The following is a 25,032-nucleotide window of genomic DNA, read 5'->3' as shown; positions in this document are numbered from 1 at the left end:
CGGTGGCGAAACCTTGACCCGCCTCGTCCGCAGTCAGGGCTGGGTGGTCGGCCTGCTCGTCCTGTTCGTGGCCCTGTTGGTGATCACCAGGCTCATCCAACCGGGCTATGGCAGCGGCGATTTCGGCTCGCTGGTGCGTGCGGTGCTGCCCTACGCCTTTGCCGTGGCCGCCCAGACGATTGTCGTCATCGCCGGCGGCATCGACCTTTCCGTCGGCGCCATGATGGCGCTGACCAGCGTCACCGCCGCCTCGATGATGGACAGCGCCAGCGAGGAATACGCGCTTTTTGTCGTGCCGTTCGTGCTGGCCATGGGGCTGGTGCTGGGCGCCGTCAACGGCATGCTGATCGTCGTCACCCGCGTGCCCGATATCGTCGTCACGCTGGCCACCCTCTTCGTCCTGCAGGGCGCGGCGCTGCTCGTCCTCGCTGCGCCCGGCGGCGCGGTGGCCGAATGGCTGCGGGCGACCATCGTCGGCACCGTCCCGATCCCGGGCTTGCCCGGGATCTCGGCCTGGATACCGAAGGCGCTGGTGCTCCTCGTCGTCTGCCTCTGCATTATCTGGATACCGCTCAAGCGCTCAAAGCTCGGCCTGTCGATCTACGCCATCGGCAGCAGCGAGCTCGCGGCGTTTCGCAGCGGCGTGCCTGTCGCGCACACCAAAATCATAGCCTATGCCCTGTCGGGGCTTTTCGCTGCCATGGGCGGGCTGGCGCTGACCATGAGCACCGGCATCGGCGCCCCCATTCCCGGCCCTTACCTTCTCGCCAGCGTGGCGGCGGTCGTGCTCGGCGGCGTCGCACTTGGCGGCGGCAAAGGCGGGTTGCTCGGCCCGATCGTCGCCGTCTTCGTGCTGCGGCTGGTGCGCACCGACCTGACGCTCATGGCGATCGATCCCAACGTCACCGCAATCATCGAGGGCGCGATCATGGTCGCCGTCGTCATGTTCGGCGCCTTCATCACCATGCGGAGCCGGCAATCATGAGCAATGGCGTGAGGCTGGTTTATGGGGTCGGCGCTCCACGGCGCCCCCCTCTGTCCTGCCGGACATCTCCCCCACTTGGGGGGAGATTGGACGGCGCGACGGCTTTCGCCAATTGTCGGCGTTCCAAGAATGAGCGAGGCGCCGAAGCTGCCAATCTCCCCACCCGTGGGGGAGATGTCCGGCAGGACAGAGGGGGGCGCCGTAGAGCACCATCCTCTCGCGGCATCGCGCCACCCCAATCGCGAGCAACGTCATGAGCATTACCGCGATCCAGCCTACCCCCTTCGGCCGCCGCCTCAAGCGGTTCATGGCCGACCGGCCGCTGATTCCCCTGATCATCCTGCTCGTCATCCTGGTGCTGGTGCTGCAGATCCTGCGTCCCGGCATCGTCAACGAGCGGTGGCTCGCCAACACCATAAAATTCGCCATACCGCTGGCAATTCTTGCCGGCTGCCAGACCATGACCATGCTGACCGGCGGCATCGATCTGTCGGTCGGAACCGTGGCGACGATGAGCGCCTTCATCATGGCGACGCAGGTGGTCAACCATGACCCGGCGGTGGCGATTCTCATCGCCTTGGTGCCGGCAGTGCTCATCGGCCTGGTCAACGGCATCGGCGTCGGCGTGTTTCGCGTGCACCCGCTGATCATGACGCTCGGCACCAGCCTGATCGGCACCGGATGCCTGCAGGTTTACCAGCGCACCGTCATCGCTTCGGGCGCCAAGATTCCGCCCTTCCTGGCCTGGCTGGGCACCGGTCTCACCTATGGCGTGCCCAACGCGCTGCTGCTGTTCGTGCCGGTGGCCGTTCTCATCGTCTTCACCTTGAACCGCACCGGTTTTGGCCGTCTTCTTTACGCAGTCGGCGACAATGAGGGGGCGGCACGCCTGTCCGGCGTCCGCTACTGGCAGGTCATCACAGCGCTCTACGTCATTTCGAGCGTGCTCGCCGGCATCACCGGGCTGCTCTATATCGGCCTGATCAAGGCGCCGTCGCTGTCGCTGGCCGAACCGCTGGTGCTGCCCTCGGTGGCAGCCGCCGTGATCGGCGGAACCTCGATCTTCGGCGGCCGCGGCGGCTACACCGGCACCATCATCGGGGCGCTCATTCTCACCGTGCTGACGACCCTGCTGACCATCCTGCAGATGCCCGAAGGCGCGCGGCGGATATTGTTTGGGCTGATCGTGCTGTTCGTGACGGCGGCGTATTTGCGGATTATTGAGGATCGTTAGGGGCGCTGAGGCGAGGCGAATGGCTGGTTTTGGATCTAACCCGACTCCTGTTGCGCTGATTAGAGTTTACGAGAAGCCGACATCGGCTCCGGCGTCGCTGTTGGAACTCATCTCGCGTCCCACCGACGCTTCAAGGAAAGGAGCCTGGGATCATTGCTCAAGCGACTGTCTCCTTTTCCAATGCGGTCAATAGTGCTCTCGATCCCATAGGGCCAAGCCGCAGCATTCTCTGGAAGGATTACATCAAGAATTGCGAGTGTCTGTTCGGGATAGATATCTACGATGTTGTCCTTCGATTTTCTAAGGTTCGGCATCCTGACTGAATCGCCTTCCGCCTTGCTCAACAGCGGAAGAACGATGTTGGCTCTTTTAACAAAGCGGTCTTTGCTGGAAAAAGCAAAGTTGCAGAGGCGCGCAGAGATGCGGGGGGACTTTGCCGCAATTTGCCGCGGCCACACATGTTCAAGCAGCCTCTCTATTTCATCGGACCAACTAACTCCTGTTGCCTCCTTCTTTGCTTCGGACCACCGCTCGGCCTGCCACAGAACATGAGACCTAAATTCGTCGTCCGATTTGAGTAGCAGATCGCGCATTTCATCGTCGGAAACGCACGCCTTGCCCTCAGCGGGATCAACATTGGCCCAGCCGGATAAAAGAATGCCGGCCAAAACCTGCTCATGTGAGCGCTTGGAAAGCGTGTCACTCTTAGCGATAGCAAGGAGATCATCTTTCAACACCCGATAAAGTGTCGGATGCGGAATCTTCGCAGCCCAAAAGAAGCCCGCCCAAGCCGCATCTCTGTCGTCTATGTCATCGTTTTTCAGGGCGGCGATAAGGTGCTTCCGCGTCCATTCAGGATCAACGAAATCGAACCATAGGAGATTGTGACAGAAGATCACGAGCGAATGGCATCGCGGCTCCCCTTGGACAAGCAGAAGTCGATTGACTTGGCTAAGCCAATTCTCTGAAAGGCCTTTTCCTTTCTTCACTCCCTCCGTCGAAGGAGTATTAAAAAGGGCTTGAGAAATCTTGCCGGCTGGCGAATTCAGTGCCTCTGTCGCCCAATCACGACTTCCGGTCCCTCGTATAATCGCCGAAGCGCCTGCGCGGGGATCGGAGCCAATGATGTCAGCAATTCTGGTCACTATTTCGTAGAAGACTGCCTCATGATTTCTGGAAAGGGTCTTTGCGACTTTTAAAACCCACTCCGACAACGAGTAAATCAGCTCAGAAATATCTTGTCGTCGATAAGACAGAAGCCGCTTGGCCGTCAGCCAAATGAGTTTAGGGTCGTCATTTTTCCGGGCATCCGAGCCTAGGAACGCACGCCATGCCCATTCGGGGAACTCTCCACCTTTAGCGGCGAAGTGCAAAGCCGCCAGTGCTCTAACCGGCTTCTCTTCGACCAGTCCGGAGAATGGCGCGTTTTCTACGAATGCGTCGTCGCGTCCACTTATTTCTCTAGCTTTCGATATGACTCCCGATAGTGGCAGCGCGAGCAAAGCCGAGAAGTCTTTTTCTGTTCTCACCCAGCCAACGCGCCCCTCCAACGAAGCTGCCGCCGATTTGGAATATTCTGTTTTCCATTTCGGAGCGAGTGGCTGAAGTTGCTCAGAAAGAGTTTGCAAATCAATCGTCAGAAGGCATCCTTGATCGCGGAACCAATGGAGGCGATTCAGAACATCAAAGGCAGATCTCTCTTTAAAGTGATCCTCTTCTTCATCCTTCCAGCGTGAAGGACCTCGGACGAGCCTTTCCTCAATAGCTTGCCTCGTCTCTGCCTTAAGGCCGTTCCATCGGCCTTTGAGAGAAAGGAGAAGGTCTCTCTGGTCGCGGGAACCCCAAAAAGAGTCATCGCTCAAGCGTTGCAACTCTTTCGTGAATTCGCTCTCGGGAAGCAAGTTCTCGTCGCCTAGCGCCCAAATCCGGAGCGATTGAATACCGCGTCTCCAATAGGCCATGCGCTCAGTTCAGATTTTGCTGCACTTGGATCGAGGGCTACTAGCCGTTTCAAAATTACAACATACTCGATCACATGGGCAGAAAGCCCATGACTGCGCTCGTACTGATCATCACCCACAGTTTCGTCAGCAACAATTGGGCTGATTGAAAGCAAGCCATAGCCGCCAATTTCATTCTCTAAAGCAACGGCTAATTCCAAATTCAGGCGGAGCGCTTTTACAGTTTGTGACAGCCAGCCATCGGGGATGTTAATAGGATCGTGCCTTTCTGGATACTTGACGTCGAGCCGAATTAGATTGCCAAGACGAATTTCTGCACCGTCGTCTGGTGGCTTTGGCCCTCCCCAATAGGCGTTTCCGGCAGAGAAATAGGGCTTCCTTATCGCCGCATATTGCCTGACGGCGGTATCGTCCCAGCCATCCTTGGCTACCTGAGCCGCTAACTCATAAATGCCCCTGTGAAATTCTCCACGATAGGAATCCCAGCTTTCGAATAGGAACCTCCAGGCCTTTCGGATTTCGGGCGCCGACGCCTCGTCCGCCCGCTCCAACCGCCAGCGGATACGGTCGCGAATATCGGGATGGAGGGCAGACTGATGGGCGGCCCACCAGACCGCAGCCGGCTGATCCGATACCCGTGTTAGCCAGCCAGCCAACTGAAAGATGCGAAGTACCAGGCGCGGTGCGTTTCTTGCCCAGTGTCCCCGCAGAGCAATGACGTTCTCGTCGTTGAGCGCCTGGCGATCTAAGCGATTGATAGAGAAGGCGTCCCAAGCCTCATTCGGCACGTCTCGTCGCGCATAGTGATCTTCGGGATTAGGTTTGGCCGGAGCAACGTCGGAATCCAAACAGTACAGGTCGAACGGATCGACGTAGTCTCCCCTCTCTAACATCGTACCCAAATGTCCCGGTCGTTCGTAGCGTCGATAGGGATCGAAAACACACAGCCAGTTTGCCGGAGGTGGCGACGCTGCTTCGGTGAAACGCTTAGCACCTTCGTAGGACGAGACAATGTGAGCTACCTGTCCCCGTTCATGAGGCATCATCGGTTCAGGGCCTCGCTGCGCCAAGTCAATCACATCGTTGTACCAGCCATCTATATTTCGTGCCCTAGCAGACCAGGCCTCCAATGTTGCCCACAAAGCCGTATGACTATTCGCCGGGTCGTAGGCGATCGCATTAACACCCTTATGTCGCCACCGGGCCGTGGCGTCGCTCTCGTCACCAGATTGGAAGGCGTAGACGTTTTCAATACGACCAGACGCCTTGGTCAGCGCTTCGAGCAAATATTGGACTGGGGGGTCGTCCGCTGTGTAGCCAACGAAAACGACTACGAATTTCCCTAGAATCGCCCTGAAGAAATCAGTTGCCCAGCCATCTGCTAAATACGCCTTACCGAACTCCGAACTTGAAAGCACAAACCCATCGCCTTCTGCACCATCATAGTTTGGCGTGACCCTGCCATGCAGGTAGACGATCCCCGTTAGCTCGGCCGGTCTTCGAGGGTCAGGTAAACGCGGCGGTTGCCACGTCTGAAGTTGACGGCTGCATTCATCGAACAACCGGTCGAAGTTAGTCGTTACGATACGAACCGTACCATCTGGACCGGTCGCCAAGTCCAGCAAGACTTTGTGGGCACTCACGTCGCACGGCGCCTCCGGCTTTAAAGCGCCGGCCACAGCGGCTTCGATATCTCGCGACAAGAACTCGCGTTCCAACAAGCCAAATACCCTGTCGGCAGATATTACTCCCGCAACACCGACACGATCATCGATTTGGCGTGCTTCCTCAATCAATCGGCAGGCAGGGCTCTCCTTTGAAACGCCGAGGGTCGAGATTACTTTCTCGGCTAATCCAAAGAAGTCGGGAAGCTTCGCACGGGCTCGCGAAACTCCGGCGCCGCAGAAGAATATTACGCGACCCTGATCCCGAGCCCATAGCAAGTCATCGGGGATAGATGGACCGTCCGAGACAAATCGCAATTTCTACCCCTTGGTAGCGCCGTGAAATCAGAATCATCTGAGGCATCGCCGATCATCAGGTCATACCTATAGAGTAGCAATTCCATCTCGAATACTGACTCTAAGCAACAAAGTTTCGCATACTACGCCTCTGGAACTCTACTCCGTACGCTGCACATGGCGGCTCGGGCTCGAAATCTGACACAAACCCGCGTCGGCTTCTGGCAGAAACCGGCTTGTCCGCTGCATCTGCCGTTTAACTATAGCCAACGCCGCTTGCCACCCCATCACACCGCCAAGCTCCCCTGCTCGGCCCCTGCGGATCCGCCGGCGCCGTCGCCCAGGCGAGTTCCACCAGCGTCACCGTCCGCCGTCCAGTCCCGTCGAGCTGGCAGACGATCATCCCCTGCTCCTCGATATAGGTCAGCAGGCGCCGGGCGCGGGGCAGCGAGTGTGAGCCATAGGCGCGGGCGATCGCCGCGTCGCTCGGGCAGGGCCAGCCCTCCTTCGCGGCGCGGGCACGCCGATGACACGGAACCCCGCGTCGGGCTGCGCCAGGAGGCGGCTGATGCTGTCGGAGGGAAAGACTGCGAGCAGCGCGGCGTTCGCGATCGGCTACGAAAGCGTGTCGCAGTTCACCCGGGAATATCGTCGTCTGTTCGGCCGGGCGCCTGTTCGGAATGCCAAAGAGGCAAGAGGCAGAACCTTGGCCACCGCTTGAGCAGGCCGTGAGCAGCGATGAAGCGGGTCGGCGCGCCGGCAAAGGTCGTCCTCAGGGGGGTAGCTAAGCGGTCGGCCGGAAATAACCGATGTCGCGCTTGCCTTGCCACGAAACATGCCGTCCGTCAGGCCCCTCCACAGCGCTAATCATCGCGCACGTTCCCCCCGATCAGCGCGGAAATTAGCGTGGAGCGATCTCTGCGACGAGATCGTTCGTCGTCTTGACCCCAGCCATGAAGCCGGCGGCATTGAATTCGCTCATGACAAAGAAAGCGCCGACGCCGCGTGTCGGTGCAATCGCAACATAGAGAAACATCCCTTGCAGGCCGCCGCTCTTCTGGAGGATGAGCGGGCGATGCTCGTTGGGGAGCATGATGACCCATCCGAGACCCATGGCGTCCATCGGGCCGCCATCATCCAGCCCCACCACCGACGCGAGCCCGTCCCGGTACAAAAAAGCCGCGTGGTTCAAAAGGCGGAACTCGGCGTCGGCCGCGGAAGGCTCCTTGTCGACATGCCAGTTCATCCAGCGCAGCAGGTCGTTCGCCGTCGAGTACAATCCACCGGCGCACTCGATGGCTGTGCTCGTCGGCACGATGGGCATGGCACCGCCGTCGAAGTTATGGCCCTGCATCAGGCGCGGCTCGTCCTCCGGTCTTGGGTTGAAAACCGTGTCTTTCATGCCGAGGGGATCGAGGACACGCTCCCGAAGGAGCTCGGCATAGGGCTTTCCAGAGACATTCGCGAGCGCCGCTCCAAGGAGGTCGTATCCGAAGTTCGAATAGAGAACGGCGGTGCCCGGCGCGAAGAGCAGCGGATTGTCCTTGAGGGCGGCAATCTGCGCCTCCTTGGTGTTCGTAGAGAAGGGGTCGGAGGGGGGCGCCTCGGCCACTGGCACCTCCCGCGGAAGGCCGGAAGCTTGCGCGACGAGATCGATCAGGCGGAGGGCGCGGCCATCCTTCTCAGGGAGCGTGACGTCCCAGCCAAGGCGATCCTGCAGCCGGTCGGTGAGCTGTACCTTGCCGTCGATCGCCAGCGAGGAAAGCACGCTGCCGCAGAACACTTTGCTCACGGACGCGATGCGGAACATTGTGTCGCCGTCGGGCACTTTTTCACTCCCGTCGGCAATCTTGCCGAAACCGGCCAAGGCCGTCTCGCCGTTGCGCACGGCGCCGAAGATCAGGCCAGGCACCTTGGTGGAGAGATACAGGATCGTACCGTTGAACTGCACCGCTTCCGTCAGCAGCTTGTCCTCGGCATGTCCATAAGAGGGAACGGCTGCGATTGCCGTCAAAGCGACGGCCATAAGTCGGCGCGATCGAGACAAACGCATTGCCAAAATCCTTTGATAAGCTGAAGAATAAAATCTTCGGAAAAAGGGCCGCCGCGTAGTATCTTACCATCTCTCGAGAAGCAGGAGATGTCAACAGAACGAACCGAAGGGGTAATCGGCGGCGGTAGCGTAGTTTCGGCGGCTATTTGCGCTACAGTCCTGCCGTATTTCTTGTCCTTCGTCAGTTGATCGTGGCTGATCTCTTCATTAGAAAACCGACCCGCGGGTAATTTACAAGATATGTAAAGCGCCGTCGGCAGGAGGGAGCGCTATAGCATCGAACACCTTACAATAGGCGGATCGTCGTCGCGCCAATCGTCGTCGTATGATGAAGACGGGCCAGCGAGGCCCTATCTGCGCAAAAAAGACTCGACGCTGTACCTGCCGCTAGCCATACATCGCCTTGATGCGTTGCATTCCCCTTGCGCGCTCGGCCGCCGCCTCACACCGCCAAACGCCCCTGCTCTGCCTGCTCGGCATTCGGATCGCCCGGTGCCGTTGCCCAGGCCAGTTCGACCAGCGTCACGATCCGCCGGCCAAGCCCGTCAAGCTGGCAGACGATGAGGCCCTGCTCCTCGATATAGGTCAGCAGGCGCCGGGCGCGGCGCAGCGAGTGCGAGCCATAGGCGCGGGCGATCGCCGCGTCGCTCGGGCAGGGCCAGCCCTCCTTCGCCGCGCGGGCGATCATCATGAACACGCCCTGCATATCCTCGGGCAGCAGCGAGGCGCGGGCCGAGACATCCTGCCACGCGTCATCGCCTGCCATGTCGGAGCCGAGGCCGGCGCGGGCGTGCGTCAGCATGCGGCGGAAGGCGGGCAGGTCCGGCACGACCGAGGCGAGGCCTTCGATCCGGCAGCGGACCACGAACTCCTGATAAAGCACGCCGATGACACGGAACCCCGCGTCGGGCTGCGCCAGCACGGCGCGCAGGACGCGGTCCACCCGCTCACGCCGCTCCGCCAGGTCCTCGGCGCTGATTGGCGGCGCCGCCGCTTCGGGGCGGATTTCCAGCGCCGCCGACTTTGCTGCCATCAGCTGATCGAGCAGGTCCGGCGACGACCGGCGCTGCGGCCGGACAGTTTCCGGCGGCGGGGCTGCCAGGATGATGGCGCGCGCGTCCTCCAGTGCCGCTTCCGGCAGCGGCATCAGCCGCGGCGTTCCATTGCGCGGACTTGTGTCGGTCGGGCCAATGCGCAAGCCCAGCGGACGGCGCGACAGCGCCGGGCCCAGTGCCATGAACTGCCCGCGCTCCAGGTCGCGAAAAGCCTCCGCCTGTCGCCGCTCCATGCCCAGAAGGTCGGCGGCGCGCGCCATGTCGATATCGAGAAAGGTTCGGCCCATGAGGAAATTGGAAGCCTCGGCGGCGACGTTCTTGGCAAGCTTGGCCAGCCGTTGGGTGGCGATGATCCCGGCCAGCCCACGTTTGCGGCCACGGCACATCAAATTGGTCATGGCGCCGAGAGAGAGCTTGCGCGCCTCGTCCGAAACTTCACCCGCAACGGCCGGCGCGAACAGCTGCGCCTCGTCCACCACCACCAGCATCGGGTACCAATGGTCGCGGGCGACTTCGAAAAGCCCGCCGAGGAAGGCGGCGGCGCGCCGCATCTGGTTCTCGGCGTCGAGCCCTTCGAGATTGAGCACCGTGGAGACGCGATGGATGCGCGCGCGCTCGCCGGCGCTCTGCAGGCCGCGCTCGGTATGCTCCTCGGCATCGATCACCAGATGGCCGAAACGGTCGCCGAGCGAGACGAAATCGCCTTCCGGGTCGATAATGGTCTGCTGCACCCAGGGCGCACTCTGCTCGAGCAGGCGGCGCAGCAGATGCGATTTGCCCGAGCCCGAATTGCCCTGCACCAAAAGGCGCGTCGCCAGCAGCTCCTCAAGGTCCAGTGCCGCCGGCGCGCCTGCGCTCGTGTGGCCCATCTCGATCGCAACGGTCATGTCTCGACTCTCCTTGAGGAGAGGGCTTATCAACCGCATCACAGCCCGTCGAGCGCCGATGGCCGGCGGCTCGGTGTTGCGCACAGCTGGACGAACGCTGCCCGCCCCGATGGAGCGCAAACATCGGACGCATCCCGACCAGCTCACGACGATGTTCTGGCGCCAGAGCTCAAGCGAGGCTAGGGCGGGCGATCACGGCGAATGAAGATCGGCGACACCACCTCGCAAGCTCTCACATCTTTCGCATGGCCGGCCGCCGAGCGCGGTGCGCGATCAAGGAACAGACTCTATTCCCGTAGATCGAGGCCGGAAAAGCAGCAGCGTGAGCGTGCCGACCAGCACCACATTGATCACGGCAAGTGCCGACAGGACGGCAAGCATGCAATGCGCACCGAGCTGTTCGACCAGCAGCGCGCCCACGGAAGGGGCGGCTGCTTGAGCAATCAGGCTTGGCATGGCCAGGCGCCCCATAAGCCTGGCGTAGCCGGAGTCGCCGAACAGGGCCAGTGGCAACGTCCCTCGGGCAATTGATTCCAGGCCGATGCCGGCACCGTAAAACGCCAGGGCCAACGGGACGATCGGCATTCCCATCCAGAGAGCCGACACCCCGATCGCGACGCATCCGACCGATACGACCTTGGTCCATATCGGGTGGTGATAGCGGGCAACGACCATCTCGATTGCGCGAGCGCCGACCTGCGACGGACCGACAAGCGCGCCCAGTCCCACCGCGGCGGCCAGCGCCATGCCAGTCGACTGGAGGACAGTCAGAAGGTGGACGGAGAGGGTCGAAGAAATGACCGCTGCGAGCGTTATGGTCGCCGCCAGGATGACCATAACCGGCGTCGACCTCGTCACCGGCGCGGGAGCCACGACCGACTTCTGATCGGACTGGCTGGCGGGCCGGGCGACGCCCCGCGGCAGGATAAGGAGATACAGCGGCAGAGCGACCAGCAATTGCACGGCGGCATAGCCCAGACATGCCCCTCGCCATCCGATCTCGCCCATCAAAAAAGCAGAGAGCGGCCAGCAAACCGTGCTCGCGAAGCCGCCGAACAGAGTGAGCGTGGTGATGGCAGAGCGCGCGCCATGGCCATAGAGCCGGCCCAGGGTTGCAAAAGCGGCATCGTAGAGCCCCGCCCCCATCCCAAGGCCGATAATAAGCCAGGCAATGATGTAGACCGCTAAACTTGGAGCAATCGCCAGTCCGATCTGGCCAGTCCCGATGCACGCGGCGCTGAAGGCCAGCACATTCCGGCCGCCATGTCGTTCGATCGAGCTACCCACGCGTGGAGAAATCAACCCGCCGACGAGCAGGCCAAGGGATAGGCCTCCGACAACCCATGCCAGAGGCCAACCCGTGTCGGCCACTACGGCCGGCGCAATCACGGCCGGGAGATAGTACGAAGACCCCCACGCCATGATCTGCGTCATGCCAAGCGCAGCGATGATCGTGCTGCGACTGGGCGCTCCGGACGCCGTAGGCGGGGAAAGGCTCATGCCGCGACGCTGCAGCCGCAGCCGCTCTTGCCGCTCGCCTTTGCCTTGGCGTCGTCGACACAGCAGGCATCGACAGCAGCCGGCGCCGGTCCGCCGCAGCAGCCTTCGGATAAGGTTCCGAACGCGGACACCGGCACCGTGCAGACGCCGGTCTCGGGCAACACCAGCTGCACGGCATCGGCAGCAGCCATGTCGCCGGCGAGCGCCGCGGCGACCGAGCGGACCTGTTCATAGCCGGTCAGCAGCAGGAAGGTCGGCGCCCGGCCATAGCTTTTGACGCCGACCGTGTAGAAATCGGGCTCGGGGTGGCTGAGCTCGCGGTGACCATGTGGCGGGACGTCGCCGCAGGAATGCTCATTTGGGTCGATCAGCGGCCCCAGCGCCTTGACGCCTTCGAGCCACGGATCGAGGTCCAGCCGAAGCTCCCGGGTCAAGCTGAGATCGGGGCGCTGCCCCGTCGCGGCGACGATCCGGTCGACGGGGCCGAGCGTACGCAATCCGTCCTTGGTCTGCCCTTCCACCACGAGACGGCCGTCGACCTCGCGGATGGCAAGCGTGGCAAAGCCTGTCACCAGCCGCACGCGGCCGCTCTCGGCGAGCTGCCGGACATCGGAACCAAGCTCGCCGCGCGCCGGCAGGGCGTCGGCATCGCCGCCGCCGTAGATGCGGACAAGGTCGGTGCTGCGCGTCACCCATAGTGCCGAGGTGCCGGGTTCGGTTTGCGCGAGCCGGTCCAGTTCCAGCAGGGCGGTGGCGGCGGAATGGCCGGCGCCAACCACCAATGTCGTGCGGCCTGCATAGAGATGACGGTCGCGTCCCAGGATATTTGGTATGCCGTAGGCGATGCGATCGCCAAATTCCGTTTCACCTTCGGCCGACAAGCCGCCCGCACCGAGCGGGTTCGGCGTTTGCCAGGTGCCGGAGGCGTCGATGACGGCACGGGCGCTGTCCCGCCGCGTGCCTTCCGCCGTTTCGACCAGAAGCATGAACGGCCGCGTCTCCCGCCCCTTGCTCAAAACCTTATCGGCTCCCCAGCGGGAAATAGCCACAACGCGGGCATTGGTCTCGATCGACGGCGCCAGTTCGGCAAGCTTTGCCAGCGGCGCGAGATACTGGGCGACGATCTCATCGGCCGTAGGGAAAGCCTCCGGCTCCGGCATTCGCCAGCCATGGCTCTCGAGAAGTTTTCGGGCGACCGCATCGACGCAATAGCGCCACGGCGTGAAGACCCGCACATGGCCCCAATCCAGAAGGTTCGACCCAACCGCGGAACCTGCCTCGTAAACCTTGACCGGAAGGCCGCGGCTGACAAGTTGTGCGGCCGCCGCCAGACCGACAGGTCCGCCGCCGATGATGGCGACCGGGAGGCTGTTTTGAGGAACCATGATGCACCTTCTAAGTTTCCAGAATTATCGAAGTTTGGCCCAAAAAAATTACGCCGCCGACTCGCCGACAGCCGGGCCGCATGCGGCATCGGCACAACATTCATCGGCAAGAAAGCCGAGGAGATCGTTCATGACAGGGTAATTGGCACGGCAGATCAGCGTCGTTGCCTGGCGTTCCTGGGTGACCAGACCGGTCAGGATAAGCCGGTGCAGATGATGCGACAAGGTCGACGCAGCGATGCCGAGAGCTTCCTGCAGATAACCGACCGGTCGCCCGGCCTGACCTGCCCTCACCAGCGTGCGATAAAGCTTCAGCCGGGTCGGATTGCCGAGCGCCTCGAGCTGTTTTGCAGCTTGTTCGAGTTTCATAGAAATAACGTAGCGCCGAGACAGCGCCGCGTCAATGCAATTTCGAAAATTTTCGAATTAATGCATGTCGCGCAAAAGCACGCCCTTGGGCCTGACCCGAGGGTGTGCAGCGGTTTTGCGATAACGACATGTATAAAACAAGCAGACGCACACCCCCTCAAATCGACCGCTGGTTGACCCGCTTCGCCACCCCTTCGGCGCTTTCGACGCGCTCCGAATAACGGTCCGTGAGATAGGCAGACCGATCGCGAAGAAGCAGCGTGAATTTCATCAGCTCCTCCAGCACGTCGACGATCCTGTTGTAATACGGTGACGGCTTCATGCGGCCGGCCTCGTCGAACTCGTTGAAAGCCTTGGCCACCGACGACTGGTTGGGGATGGTGACCATCCGCATCCAGCGGCCGAGGATACGAAGCTGGTTGACGGCGTTGAAACTTTGCGAGCCACCGGAAACCTGCATCACCGCGAGCGTGCGGCCTTGCGTCGTTCTGACGCCGCCGGCCGAGAGCGGCAGCCAGTCGATCTGCGCCTTCATCACTCCGGTCATCGAGCCATGCCGCTCCGGCGAGCACCAGACCTGCGCTTCCGACCAGATCGACAGATTTCGCAGTTCCTGGACTTTGGCATGATCGGCCGAGGTCGAATCCGGCAGCGGCAAGCCGGATTGTAGATCCGCACCTCGGCGCCGAGGCGGCGCAAAATGCGAGCCGCCTCCTCTGTCGCGAGCCGCGAGTAGGACCGCTCGCGCAGCGAGCCGTAGAGCATCAGCACGCGAGGTTTTTGGATCGACCGCGGCACGTCGAGCAGCGCCCGCAGGTCGATCGGCCGGAACTGGTCTTTGTCGACGTTCGGCAGCGAGTCTTCGGGCACCAGGTCAGGCAACGCGCTTGCCCTGCGCGTCGATGACGACTTCGCCGTCTTCCTTGGTGAACGGCCCGATTTCAGGATTGGGCAGGATGTCGAGAACGGCTTCGGACGGCCGGGCCAGCATGGTGCCGAGCGGTGTGACGACAATCGGCCGGTTGATCAGGATCGGATGCGCCAGCATGAAATTGATGATCTCGTCATCGGTCCATTTGGGGTCGCCGAGATTGAGCTCAGCGTACGGCGTGCCCTTCTCGCGCAGCAATTGGCGCGGCGTCATCCCCATCGCCTTGATCAGCTCGACCAGCCGTTCGCGCGACGGCGGGTTTTTCAGATACTCGATCACATCAGGCTCTTCGCCGGACTGCCGGATGATCGCCAGCGTGTTGCGCGAGGTGCCGCAGTCGGGATTGTGGTAGATGGTGATGGTCATTTCGCGGCTCCCATCTGTCTGATTGGCTTGGGATCAGCGAGCAGCCATCCTGCCAAGGCCATGGCAAGCAGCGCGCCCAGCAGCTCGGCCACGATGAACCCCGGCAGGTCTATGGGACGGATGCCCGCGAAGGTGTTGGAAACCGCCCGCGCGATGGCGACTGCCGGATTGGCGAACGAGGTCGAGGCCGTGAACCAATAGGCGGCGGTGATGTAGAGCCCGACCAGCCAGGGGATGGCATCCGAGCGGAAGCGAAGGCCGGCCAGAATGGTGAAGACCAGGCCGAAAGCGGCCACCAGCTCCGCAATCCATTGTCCGTTTCCGGTCCGCACGGTTTGCGATATCTGTAGGATCGGCAGTTCGAACATGGCGTGCGCCAGCAACGTCCCGGTGATGCCGCCGGCAATCTGGGCGACGGCATAGGTCAGTGCAGCGTTCGCTTCGATTTCCCGCCGAAGGGCAAAAACCAGTGTCACCGCCGGATTGAAATGCGCCCCGGAAATCGGTCCGAGTATGGTGATCAGCACCACCAGGATCGCTCCAGTCGGCAAGGTGTTGCCGAGCAGGGAAACAGCGACGTCGCCCGTCAGGCGATCCGCCATGACCCCGGAGCCGACGACCGTCGCGACGAGCATTGCCGTGCCGAGCGCTTCCGCGACCATGCGGCGGGACAGGTCGGCCGCCATGAGGTCAGCCGGCCTTCGGCAGATCGCGGCCGATTTCATCGAGCCGTTTCTGCAAAGCGAGCTTGTCGATGGTGTTCATCGGCAGGCTGACGAAGATCGAGATCCGGTTGTTGAGCATGCGATAGGCTTCGGCAAAGGCCAGATGCTTTTCGGCGTCGGTGCCGTCCACGGCGGCCGGGTCGGGCACCCCCCAATGCGCCGTCATCGGCTGTCCCGGCCAGACCGGGCAAGCTTCATTGGCCGCGTTGTCGCAGACGGCGAACACGAAATTCATCTCCCGGGCGCCAGGAGCCGCGAATTCCTGCCAGTCTTTTGAGCGGGCGAAGGAGGTGTCGTGGTTGAGGGTTTTCAACAGCTGGAGCGCGTAGGGATGGACCTCTCCCTTCGGCCGAGATCCGGCCGAATAGGCCCTGAACTTGCCGGCGCCGACACGGTTGAGGATCGCCTCGGCGAGGATCGACCGTGCCGAATTGCCGGTGCACAGGAAAAGCACGTTGTATGGGTCATTCATGGGGTGGTCCTCCCTTCTAACAGTTGCAAGTCACGGCCTGAATGACCGGCTGGCAGAGTTCTGGCGCGCCGTTGCAGCAATCCTCCATGAGATAGGCCAGAAGATCGCGAAAGCCGGTCATGTCGGCGATGTAACGGACTGTCCGGCCGTCGCGCTCGGCGCGGACCAGGCCGGCATGGTCGAGAACCTTCAAATGCGCCGACATGGTGTTCTGCACCGCACCGAGGCGCGCGGCGATCTCGCCGGCCGGAACACCGTCTGCGCCGGCCCGCACCAGCAGGCGAAACACTTCCAGCCTGGTGTCCTGGCCAAGCGCTGCCAATGCGAGAAGAGCGGTGTTCTTATCCATGTATCCTTAAATCCGGAGATATGGATGTATAGGACGGGTATGTGACAGCCGGATGACGATCGGCATTCGGAAATCGTCGCCGAATGCACGGTGCAATGGCGTGCAAACACCATGTAGAATCGGAAGCGGCAAATGGCTCTCGGCCTGCGGCCGAATCACCGCAGGTCGAACCTCAACGGCACATTGACACGCGAGCTAACGCCTTCTGGCGGCGCCGGCACTGTAGCGCCCTGTAGCAGGTCCAGGACACTGCGGTCGAGATCAGGGTCGCCGGAGGAACCGGTGATGCGAACGGACGTCACTCGACCGGAGCCGGCCACCATGAAGGAGACGCTCACAGTGCCTTCCGAACGGCGGGCTTTCGCGGCCCTCGGGTAGCGCTTGTGCCGATTGAGCCACCTTGTCAGTTGCGAGTTCCACTTCTTGGCGTCGCCTCGGGACGCAGCCGCCGCTTTGGCCGCCTTCGGTGCGGCCGCCCTAGCTGCGGATGTCGCAGCGACACTGGCTGTTGTCTGGGGCCGTGCGGCCTTTTCCTTTTTCGGGGGCTTTTTGGCCTCTTTGACAGGCTTCTTCGCCTTGACCTCGGCCGGCTCCTTCACCTCAGTCTTTGCCTGCCTGGCTGGCTTGGCCTCGACGGGCTTGTCGACCGGTTTCGGCTGCGGCAGTGGGATGACCACTTCCGGCGTGACCGCCTCGGCAATGTCGGGCACGACTTCCTCGAGCGGCGGCTGGTCGACCCGTTCGGCCACGGTCGGCGGGGTCGGCTCGACCGTGTCGGTCGGAGCGGCTTCCGACGGCTCAATGACCGGCTCTGCCTGCTCGACGGGCGGTGCGGGCGCAGGCTCCGTTTCGGTTGTCTCGGGCTCCTCGACCGGCTCCGGCTGATCGGGGGCTATGACATCCGGCAGCGGCGCCGGTATGGCCGGTGCAACCGCCATCGGCGACAGTTCGATCACCTGCGCCTGCGGCGGGCCGCCATCGGGCTCGGCCGGGCGCCAGCTCTGCATCGCATAGCCGATCGCCGCATGCGCCACCAGAACCAGCGCAGCCGCGCCCGCCCACCAGGCAATCTCGCGCGCGCCAAAACGCCGCTGATCGGCCATCGGCAGGGCGGCTGCCGGCGACATTATTGGCCGGTCCCGACTTGCGGCGCCGCGGCATCGTCGGGCGCCGCCTCAAGGCCAACCAGCGCGATCTTCAGATAACCGGCGCCGCGCAAAAGGTTCATCACCTCCATCAGCTCGCCATAACCGACCGCCTTGTCGGCGCGCAGGAAGATGCGCGTCTGCCTGTCGCCTTTTGTCCTGCCGACCAGCGCCGCGGCGAAGGCTGCGCGCGGCAGGGTGTCGTTGCCGATCGCCAGGCTGAGATCATCCTTCAGCGTCAGGAACAGCGGCGTCTCCGGCCGGGGGGCAGGCGTTGCTGTCGAGCCCGGCAGGTCGACATTGACGTCCACCGTCGCCAGCGGCGCCGCGACCATGAAGATGATCAGCAGGACCAGGATCACGTCGATGAACGGCGTGACGTTGATCTCGTGGTTTTCCTCGAGATCGCCGTCGATGTTCTCTCGAATCCTAGCCGCCATGGCCTCGCTCCGTGTTCATTCCGCGGCCATCTGCTTTGCCGGCGCGACCGTGCGGAAATCCAGATCCCGGCTGACTAGCCGTTCGACCCCTGCCGACGCGTCGGCGAGGATTTGCCGGTAGCCGGCTATCGATCGCGCAAAGACGTTGTAGATGACCACCGCCGGAATCGCCGCGACAAGGCCCATCGCCGTGGCCAGCAAGGCTTCCGCGATGCCCGGGGCAACGACGGCGAGGTTGGTGGTCTGCGCCTGCGAGATGCCGATGAAGGCGTTCATGATGCCCCAGACCGTGCCGAACAGGCCGACAAAGGGCGCGGTCGAGCCGATCGTCGCCAGCACGCCGGTGCCGCGCGACATGCGCCGCGCCGCCGCCGCCTCGATGCGCGACAGGCGCGAGGTCACCCGCTCCTTCAGCCCCTCGCCGGACACATGGTCGAGCGAGCCGGCCGAAAGTGCTGCCTCTTCTTCGGCTGCCCGCACCAGCAGGGCGCCAGGACCGTTATTGTGGCCAAGCGCGCGCCCGGCCTGGTTCAGCGTCGCGGCATTGCCGATCGCTTGTGCCGCGCGGCGGGCGCGCAGCTTGCCGCCAAGGATCTCCAGCGATTTGGCCAGCCATATCGTCCAGGTGACGAAGGACGCGAAAGCCAGCCCGATCATCACCGCTTTCACGACGATGTCGGCCGCCATGAACATGCCCCATGGCGACAGGTCGCGCGGCAGGGTCAGAGAGGTTGCCGTCGAAGGACCCGTCTCGGTGGGCGTTGTCTCGATAGGCGTGGCCTCGGGGGGCGTCGTCACGCCGGGCTGCATCGCCGGTGGCGCGGCCGCGTCTGGCGCAGCCTGCCCAGGCGCGGGAGCCGGTGCCTCGATCGCCGGGGCGGCGGCCGGTTGCTCCTGGGCGGCCGTGCCCGGTTGCTCCTGGGCGGCTGCGCCGCCGGCCGACAGGATGACCGATGCGAGCAACGCCGCGAACAAACCATGTCTGGACAAGGGCTTCTTCCTCATTCTCACAGTGGCCTCATTGCACATAGCCGATGGGCTGGCCGGTGAGGGGATGCGCAAACACGCCCATCTCGACACCGAAAATTCCTCTAAGCACCTCGCCCTGCATGATCTGGTCCGGCGTGCCGCGCGTCAGCAGCCTGCCGTCCTTCAGTGCGATCAATTCGTCGCAGTAGCGCGCCGCCATGTTGGGATCGTGCAGCACGACGACGACGCACAGGTCGCGCTTGCGGCTGAGGTCCCTGACCAGCCCCAGCACCTCGACCTGATGGGCAATGTCGAGCGCTGAGATCGGCTCATCGAGCAGCATGACGCCGGCATTCTGCGCCACCATCATGGGCCAGCCATGCGCGCTGGCGCTCGCCGCCGGACAATTCGTCGACCATCCGGTCGGTGAAATCCGCCATGTCGGTCAGAACCAGCGCCTCCTCGACATGGCGCCTGTCCTCATGCCCGAAACGGCCGAGCGCGCCATGCCAGGGATAGCGCCCGAGCGTCGCCAGTTCGCGCACGGTCAGGCCGGTCGTCGCCGGCGTCGCCTGCGGCAGATAGGCGAGCGCGCGCGCCAGTTCACGCGCGCCCCACTGCACCAGCGGCCGCTGCGAAGGTTATGCCGCCCGAGCTTGCCGCCTGCTGGCGCGCCAGAAGCTTGATCAGTGTCGATTTGCCGGAGCCGTTGTGCCCGATCAGCCCATAGATGCGCGAGCGTTGCAACTCGAGTGAGAGAGGACCGAGCAGCGTCCGCTCGCCGACAGCGAACCGCACCGCGTCGATTTGGAAGGCAGTCTGGGCATGAATGCCTGCCACGGTCTCGGCCTCTCTCCAGCTTTGCGCGCGCATTTCGAAATCCGGTTTTCGGCAATCCGGTTAGCGGGCGCCGATGTCCGGTTGACTATGAAACATGAGTTTACTAGTCAACAATGAAGATGACTTTTTGAGTCAACAAAATGTCGTGACGCGCCGGATTTGCGTCGAAATTCGAAAAAGCGGAGCGCGTCGAAATGGTGACTGGTTTTGGTCGCGGAAGAATTCAAAACGAGATGGCTGCGTTCCGAAACCTGCTGATCGCGACGATGTCGTCGGTGCTGCTCGGCGGCGGTCACGCCGTCGCGCAGGAGGCGACCACCACCCTCGACCCGATCAACATTCAGGAACGCGTCGAAAGCGCCTTTGGGACGGTCGACGGCTATGTCGCCACCCAGGGCTCCACGGCCACCAAGACGGACACGCCGCTGATCGAGACGCCGCAGTCGATATCGGTCATCACCAAAGACCAGATGGAAGCGCAGGCGGTGGACAGCCTGAACAGTGCGCTGCGTTATACGCCAGGCGCCACCGGCAATCTCTACGGCACCGACAATCGTGGCCACGGCTTGCAGATGCGCGGTATTTCGAACTCCAGCGGCGTCTTCTACAAGGACGGGCTTCAGCTCAAGGAAAGCAATTTCACGCTGTTCACGGCGCTCGATTCCTACGGCGCCGAACGCTACGAAATCCTGCGCGGGCCGGCGTCGGTGCTCTACGGCCAGGCAAGTCCTGGCGGCATCATCAACTATGTCAGCAAGCGCCCGACCGAGGAGAACCTCCGCGAGATCGAGCTCGGCGCCGGAACTTTCGACCGCTATGAAGGAAAGTTCGATTTCAGCGGGGCTGTCAACGCCGACAAGTCGCTGCTATTCCGCCTCACCGGCGCCGCCCACACCGGCGATACGCAGACCGACTTCGTCGAGGACGACCGCATCTTCATCGCGCCGGCGCTGACCTGGCAGCCCGATGCCGATACCAGCCTGACCATCCTCGCCAACTATCAACGCGACCGGTCTGGCTGGGCGATGCAGTATCTGCCGGCTTTCGGCACGATCAGGCCGGGCAAGGACGGAAAATATCTGCCGAACAGCATGTTCGTCGGCGAACCGGGCTTCGACACCTACGACAACGACCAGGCGTCGATCGGTTACGAATTCGATCACCGTTTCAACGAGACATGGCAGGTTCGCCAGCATGCCCGCTACGTCTATCTGAAGCATTATGAGGAAGGCGTCTTCGGCGGCGGGCTTCTGAATGATGACGGCGACTATTCCCGCTATGCCGATGCCGGCGGCACCAGGCTCAGCGGCTTCACCATCGACAACCAGGCGCAGGCCGATTTCGACACCGGGCCGCTCGCCCACACGCTGCTTCTCGGCCTCGACTACAAGCGCTACACCTACCGCGACTATGCCGCCAGCAACGATATGCCCGGGGACGATTTCAATATATTCGACCCGGTCTATGGCTACCCGGTCGGCGAAATGACGCCCTATACAGACACCGACACCACCCAATCGCAGGTCGGCATCTACGCGCAGGACCAGATCAAGCTGGGCAACTGGCGGCTGACGCTGGGCGGCCGTCAGGACTGGGCGGACGCGAAAGTCCACGACAATCTGACCGGCGCTTTCGATCCCCGCCAGAAGGACGACGCCTTCACCAGCCGCGCCGGCCTGCTTTATCTCGCCGACAACGGCCTTGCCCCCTATGTCAGCTATTCCGAATCGTTCCAGCCGGTGTCCGGCCCCGACAGCAACGGCAATCCCCTCGTGCCCGAGACCGGCAAGCAGTACGAGGTCGGCCTGAAATACCAGCCGGTCGGCTGGAACGCCTTCGTCACCGTCTCGGCGTTCGACCTGGCCCGGCAGAATGTCGTGCGCTATGGCGGTGTTGGCGCGCCCAACGACATCTTCCAGACCGGCGAGATCCGCTCGCGCGGCATCGAGCTGGAAGCTGTTGCGAGCCTTGATTCAGGCTTCGATTTCCGGGCGGCCTATACATATCTCGACACCGAGATCACCAAGGCCACCTCGATCACCGTCGATGACGATAGCGGCGAGACGGTCAGCGATGAGGGCAACACGCCTTTCGGCGTGCCGGAACACGCGGCTTCGCTGTGGGCGAACTACACCTTCGGCAGCGGCAGATTGGAAGGCTTCGGGCTCGGCGCCGGCATCCGCTATGTCGGCTCGACCTTCGGCGACGACGCCAACACTTTCAAAGTGCCGGCGGTCACGCTTGTCGATGCCGCACTCCGCTACGAATGGCGGAACGCCGAGCTGAACCTCAATGTCAGCAATCTGTTCGACAAGCGCTATGTCGCCTCCTGTTACGCGGAAAGCTTCGGCTGCTTTTATGGCGAGGGTCGCCGGATCAAGGGTTCGGTGAAGTATACATGGTGATCCTCGGGTGCAGGCGCGGACCCGATTGGCACCCCTGACGCGGCGCCAGTGCCTTGCCGGCCTGGCCGTGGCGAGCCTCGGTCTGCGCGGCGACCCGGCGCATGCGGCGCGGCCGCCGCGGATCGCCTGCCTCGAATGGACCTCGGCCGAGATGGTCACCTCGCTCGGCATCGGGCCGGTGGCGGTCGCCGACACCAAGGGCTACCGCGACTGGGTCGCGGGTCCGGCTCTTCCTGCCTTCTGCCTCGATCTCGGCTCGCGCGGCGAGCCCAATCTCGAACTGCTCCTGGAACTAAAACCCGACCTGATCACCGGCGCCTATGGCTACGGGTTGGACGAAGCGCCGTTCAAGCGGATCGCGCCACTGCACACCGTGCCGTTCTACGACGGTAGCGAAGCGCCTTATAGGCAGGCTGAGGACGAGACGCTGAAACTTGGCGCGCAGCTCGGCCGCAAGGCTGAGGCTCAGCGCCTCATCCAGGAGACCGCGGCGACAATCGCCCATGTCAATGCGCAATTTTCGGGACGGGCAGACCAACCGCTCGCTGTGGTCAGCATGTTCGACGACCGTCATGTCCGCGTCTACGGCAAGGGCAGTCTGTTCCAGGACGTACTCGACCGGCTGAGCCTCACCAATGCCTGGACGGCGCCCACGAAAAGCTGGGGCTTTTCCATGGTGGGCATCGAACAGCTGGTTGCGATCGGCGAGGCACGGCTGATTTCCCTCGATCCGATCCCGCCGCATGTGAAGATCCGGATCGACCAGAGCAGCCTCTGGGCGAACCTTCCCTGTGTCAAAGCCGGCAACGTCAGGACTATCCCACCGGTATGGCCGTTTGGCGCGTTGGCTGCCGCTGCCCGTTTTGCGACGTTGCTGGCCCGGGCATGACCACGATGCAGTCGACGGCCGGCCATCGCGCGCGTTTCATGGGAGGGATGCTCGTCGCGCTCGTCGGCGTGCCGGCGGTGCTTGCCGCATATCTCACCGCTGCCGGGCTTTTGCGCCTGTTGCCCGCCGACATGTGGTGGCAGTCACTCGGGGCCGCGGACTTTGCCGACCCGCGGCAGCTGCTTTACCGGCATGCCTTTCTGCCGCGTCTGGCGATCGGTCTGCTGGCCGGCGCGGCGCTCGGCCTGACCGGCACTCTGCTCCAGCAGGTACTGCGCAATCCGCTCGCCGAGCCGACGACCATAGGCACCAATGCAGGCGCCACCGTCGCCCTGACGGTCGCCACACTCTACGCGCCGTGGCTGCTGGAGCAAGGTCGCGAATGGGTGGCGCTCGCCGGCGGCGCCCTGTCGACGCTGGCGGTTTTGGCTCTGGCCCAAGGCCGGAGTTTCTCGCCGGTCGCGATCATCATTTCCGGCCTGGTGGTCAGCCTCACATGCAGTTCGGCGAGCGCCCTGCTGATGGCGGCCAATCGCGAATATTCCGAGGAGCTCTTCATCTGGCAGAGCGGTTCGCTGATCCAGAACGGCGATGCGGTGGTGCTTGGGTTCGCGCCATGGCTGGCGGTGGCCGGCATCGCTGCCTTCCTTCTGCTCCGGCCGCTGCGGCTTCTCGACCTGAGCGACGAGGGAGCCGAAAGCCTCGGCACGAAACCCGTGGTGACACGGCTGGCGGGGATGACTGTCGCCGTCGCGCTGAGCAGCATGGTGGTCGCAGCCGTCGGCGTCATCAGCTTCGTGGCGCTTGCAGCACCAGCGCTGGTCAGGCTCGCCGGCGCACGGACCTTGCGCCAGCGCATGATCTGGGCGCCGCTTGCGGGCGCCGCGCTGTTGTGGCTCACCGACCGGCTGGTGCAGGTCATGCCATTTACCGCTGAAATCCCGGCCGGTGTGGCGACTGCATTCTTCGGTGCGCCGCTGCTGTTGCTTCTCCTGCCAAAATTGCGCATCAGCCCGGATCGGCACGGCGCCATGCTGTCTTCGGTGCGCAGGCGAAGCGGGTGGAGCTATCTGCTGGCAGGGCTCCTCGCGATGGCGGTTCTTCTCTGCGCCGCGCTTGTCGTCGGGCGAAGTGCGGCCGGCTGGCATCTGGCCTCGGCCGCCGAAGTTGCGGATCTGCTGCCGCTTAGGGCGCCTCGCATCGTCGTCGCGGTTTGCGCTGGCATGATGCTGGGCGTGGTCGGCACGCTGATGCAGAGGATGACCGGCAATCCGATGGCGGCGCCCGAGGTGCTGGGTATCTCCGGCGGCGCCTCGCTGGGCATCCTGCTGCTGTTCGTCGCGACTTCTGATGTTAACCGTCCGGCGATGATCGCGGCCGGTCTCGTCGGGGCTCTGGCCAGCCTGGCGATGATTTCGCCGACCGGCCGCCGGCAGCCGATCGCGAATGACCGGTTGCTGCTCTCAGGTGTCGCCGTGGCGACGATGGCGTCGGCATTCTCGGCAGTGATGCTGGCCAGCGGCGATCCTCGGCTGGATACGCTCATCGGCTGGCTATCCGGCTCCACCTACCGGGCCACCGCCGCCGATGCCACGATCGCCGCCGTGACGGCGACTGCGCTGCTGGCCATCGTGCCGCTCACCAGCCGCTGGCTGGAAATCCTGCCGCTTGGCGAAGCCGCCTCGCGCGGGCTCGGGCTGAGCCTCTTTCGCGTGCGGGTCGTTCTCCTGGTGCTTGTCTCGGTGCCGACGACTATAGCCACGCTGGTCATCGGGCCGCTGAGCTTCGTCGGATTGATGGCGCCGCACCTGGCCCGCATGCTCGGCTTGCAACGCGCCTTGCCGCAGCTTTTCGCATCGGCGATGCTTGGCGGCATGATGCTTGTTTCGGCCGACTGGGCCGGCCGGATGCTGATTTTCCCGTGGCAGATTCCGGCGGGTTTGCTAGCTGCCCTGGTTGGCGGGCCATATTTCATGGTGCTGATGTGGAAAGGTCGGCAATAAGCGATGTCTGAGCGCATCATCGGCATCGCCACCTCCTCCATCACGTTGGGGTCAAACGGGTGCCAAAGCGCACCGGCATTCGGTTCATTCAACTCCGATATTACGAAA

The 25,032-nt window shown here is 63.1% G+C and carries 19 protein-coding genes and 4 pseudogenes; 6 read left to right on the top strand and 17 right to left on the bottom strand.

Going from position 1 to position 25,032, the window contains the following annotated elements; genetic code table 11:
- The first annotated feature begins 13 nt into the window (after nt 1–13).
- Both JG739_RS04580 and JG739_RS04575 read left to right on the top strand, forming a co-directional pair.
- Nucleotides 14–985, top strand: coding sequence for an ABC transporter permease (locus JG739_RS04580; protein WP_202365445.1), 972 nt, complete (start codon nt 14–16; stop codon nt 983–985).
- 253 nt (nt 986–1,238) lie between these two features.
- The gene (locus tag JG739_RS04575; RefSeq protein ID WP_202365444.1) at nt 1,239–2,219 is read left to right on the top strand and encodes an ABC transporter permease; all 981 of its coding nucleotides are present in this window, start codon (nt 1,239–1,241) and stop codon (nt 2,217–2,219) included.
- A gap of 107 nt (nt 2,220–2,326) precedes the next feature.
- On the opposite strand, the gene JG739_RS04570 is transcribed toward JG739_RS04575, so the two are convergent.
- The 3 genes and pseudogenes from JG739_RS04570 to JG739_RS35215 form a co-directional block, all read right to left on the bottom strand.
- Nucleotides 2,327–4,180 carry a hypothetical protein gene (locus JG739_RS04570; protein ID WP_202365443.1) on the bottom strand — a complete coding sequence of 618 codons (1,854 nt, stop codon included), beginning with the start codon at nt 4,178–4,180 and terminating at the stop codon, nt 2,327–2,329.
- Nucleotides 4,132–5,976: an SIR2 family protein gene (locus tag JG739_RS04565; protein WP_202365442.1), complete on the bottom strand. Its 1,845-nt coding sequence runs from the start codon at nt 5,974–5,976 to the stop codon at nt 4,132–4,134. The genes JG739_RS04570 and JG739_RS04565 overlap by 49 nt, the downstream gene beginning before the upstream one ends.
- A 452-nt stretch (nt 5,977–6,428) precedes the next feature.
- Nucleotides 6,429–6,661 (bottom strand): annotated as a pseudogene (locus JG739_RS35215) (ATP-binding protein); the annotation flags it as partial.
- 39 nt (nt 6,662–6,700) lie between these two features.
- On the opposite strand from JG739_RS35215, the pseudogene JG739_RS04560 reads away from it, so the two are divergent.
- Nucleotides 6,701–6,862: pseudogene (locus JG739_RS04560) on the top strand (AraC family transcriptional regulator); the annotation flags it as partial.
- Nucleotides 6,863–7,042: 180 nt separating this feature from the next.
- Here the strand turns inward: JG739_RS04560 and ampH are convergent.
- From ampH to JG739_RS04490, 14 genes and pseudogenes are all read right to left on the bottom strand, one after another.
- Nucleotides 7,043–8,167, bottom strand: coding sequence for a D-alanyl-D-alanine-carboxypeptidase/endopeptidase AmpH (ampH, locus tag JG739_RS04555; protein WP_244749698.1), 1,125 nt, complete (start codon nt 8,165–8,167; stop codon nt 7,043–7,045).
- 469 nt (nt 8,168–8,636) lie between these two features.
- Nucleotides 8,637–10,136: an ATP-binding protein gene (locus JG739_RS04550; protein WP_202365440.1), complete on the bottom strand. Its 1,500-nt coding sequence runs from the start codon at nt 10,134–10,136 to the stop codon at nt 8,637–8,639.
- A gap of 273 nt (nt 10,137–10,409) precedes the next feature.
- Complete coding sequence (locus JG739_RS04545; protein ID WP_202365439.1) at nt 10,410–11,636, bottom strand: MFS transporter; 1,227 nt, start codon at nt 11,634–11,636, stop codon at nt 10,410–10,412.
- Nucleotides 11,633–13,021, bottom strand: coding sequence for an NAD(P)-binding domain-containing protein (locus JG739_RS04540; protein ID WP_202365438.1), 1,389 nt, complete (start codon nt 13,019–13,021; stop codon nt 11,633–11,635). The genes JG739_RS04545 and JG739_RS04540 overlap by 4 nt, the downstream gene beginning before the upstream one ends.
- A 48-nt stretch (nt 13,022–13,069) precedes the next feature.
- Nucleotides 13,070–13,390 (bottom strand): ArsR/SmtB family transcription factor, encoded by a 321-nt coding sequence (locus JG739_RS04535; protein ID WP_202365437.1) that lies wholly within the window; start codon nt 13,388–13,390, stop codon nt 13,070–13,072.
- A gap of 157 nt (nt 13,391–13,547) precedes the next feature.
- Nucleotides 13,548–14,212: pseudogene (arsH, locus tag JG739_RS04530) on the bottom strand (arsenical resistance protein ArsH).
- A gap of 52 nt (nt 14,213–14,264) precedes the next feature.
- A complete protein-coding gene (arsC, locus tag JG739_RS04525; RefSeq protein WP_202365436.1) occupies nt 14,265–14,687 on the bottom strand; it encodes an arsenate reductase (glutaredoxin) in 423 nt (140 codons plus the stop codon).
- A complete protein-coding gene (locus tag JG739_RS04520) occupies nt 14,684–15,373 on the bottom strand; it encodes an aquaporin (protein ID WP_202365435.1) in 690 nt (229 codons plus the stop codon). Before JG739_RS04520 ends, arsC begins: the two co-directional genes overlap by 4 nt.
- Before the next feature lie 4 nt (nt 15,374–15,377).
- Nucleotides 15,378–15,884, bottom strand: a complete 507-nt coding sequence (locus JG739_RS04515) for an arsenate reductase ArsC (protein ID WP_202365434.1) — start codon at nt 15,882–15,884, stop codon at nt 15,378–15,380.
- 16 nt (nt 15,885–15,900) lie between these two features.
- Nucleotides 15,901–16,233, bottom strand: coding sequence for an ArsR/SmtB family transcription factor (locus tag JG739_RS04510; protein WP_202365433.1), 333 nt, complete (start codon nt 16,231–16,233; stop codon nt 15,901–15,903).
- A gap of 155 nt (nt 16,234–16,388) precedes the next feature.
- Nucleotides 16,389–17,360 carry an energy transducer TonB gene (locus JG739_RS04505; RefSeq protein WP_202365432.1) on the bottom strand — a complete coding sequence of 324 codons (972 nt, stop codon included), beginning with the start codon at nt 17,358–17,360 and terminating at the stop codon, nt 16,389–16,391.
- On the bottom strand, nt 17,360–17,818 hold the full coding sequence (gene exbD / locus JG739_RS04500; protein WP_202365431.1) for a TonB system transport protein ExbD: 459 nt from the start codon (nt 17,816–17,818) through the stop codon (nt 17,360–17,362). The genes JG739_RS04505 and exbD overlap by 1 nt, the downstream gene beginning before the upstream one ends.
- 15 nt (nt 17,819–17,833) lie before the next feature.
- Nucleotides 17,834–18,808 (bottom strand): tonB-system energizer ExbB, encoded by a 975-nt coding sequence (gene exbB / locus JG739_RS04495; protein WP_202365430.1) that lies wholly within the window; start codon nt 18,806–18,808, stop codon nt 17,834–17,836.
- 28 nt (nt 18,809–18,836) lie between these two features.
- Nucleotides 18,837–19,660: pseudogene (locus JG739_RS04490) on the bottom strand (ATP-binding cassette domain-containing protein).
- A gap of 200 nt (nt 19,661–19,860) precedes the next feature.
- Here JG739_RS04490 and JG739_RS04485 point away from each other — a divergent pair.
- The 3 genes from JG739_RS04485 to fhuB are packed head-to-tail and all read left to right on the top strand — an operon-like array spanning nt 19,861 to nt 24,924.
- Nucleotides 19,861–22,032 (top strand): TonB-dependent siderophore receptor, encoded by a 2,172-nt coding sequence (locus tag JG739_RS04485; protein WP_244749694.1) that lies wholly within the window; start codon nt 19,861–19,863, stop codon nt 22,030–22,032.
- 25 nt (nt 22,033–22,057) lie between these two features.
- Complete coding sequence (locus JG739_RS04480; RefSeq protein ID WP_202365428.1) at nt 22,058–22,921, top strand: ABC transporter substrate-binding protein; 864 nt, start codon at nt 22,058–22,060, stop codon at nt 22,919–22,921.
- Complete coding sequence (gene fhuB, locus JG739_RS04475) at nt 22,918–24,924, top strand: Fe(3+)-hydroxamate ABC transporter permease FhuB (RefSeq protein WP_244749692.1); 2,007 nt, start codon at nt 22,918–22,920, stop codon at nt 24,922–24,924. Before JG739_RS04480 ends, fhuB begins: the two co-directional genes overlap by 4 nt.
- Nucleotides 24,925–25,032 lie beyond the last annotated feature (108 nt).

It is taken from the genome of Mesorhizobium sp. L-2-11, from assembly GCF_016756595.1.
Classification (GTDB): domain Bacteria; phylum Pseudomonadota; class Alphaproteobacteria; order Rhizobiales; family Rhizobiaceae; genus Mesorhizobium.
Note: the sequence above shows the minus strand (reverse complement) of the source record. Positions and strands in the feature narration are given on the sequence as shown.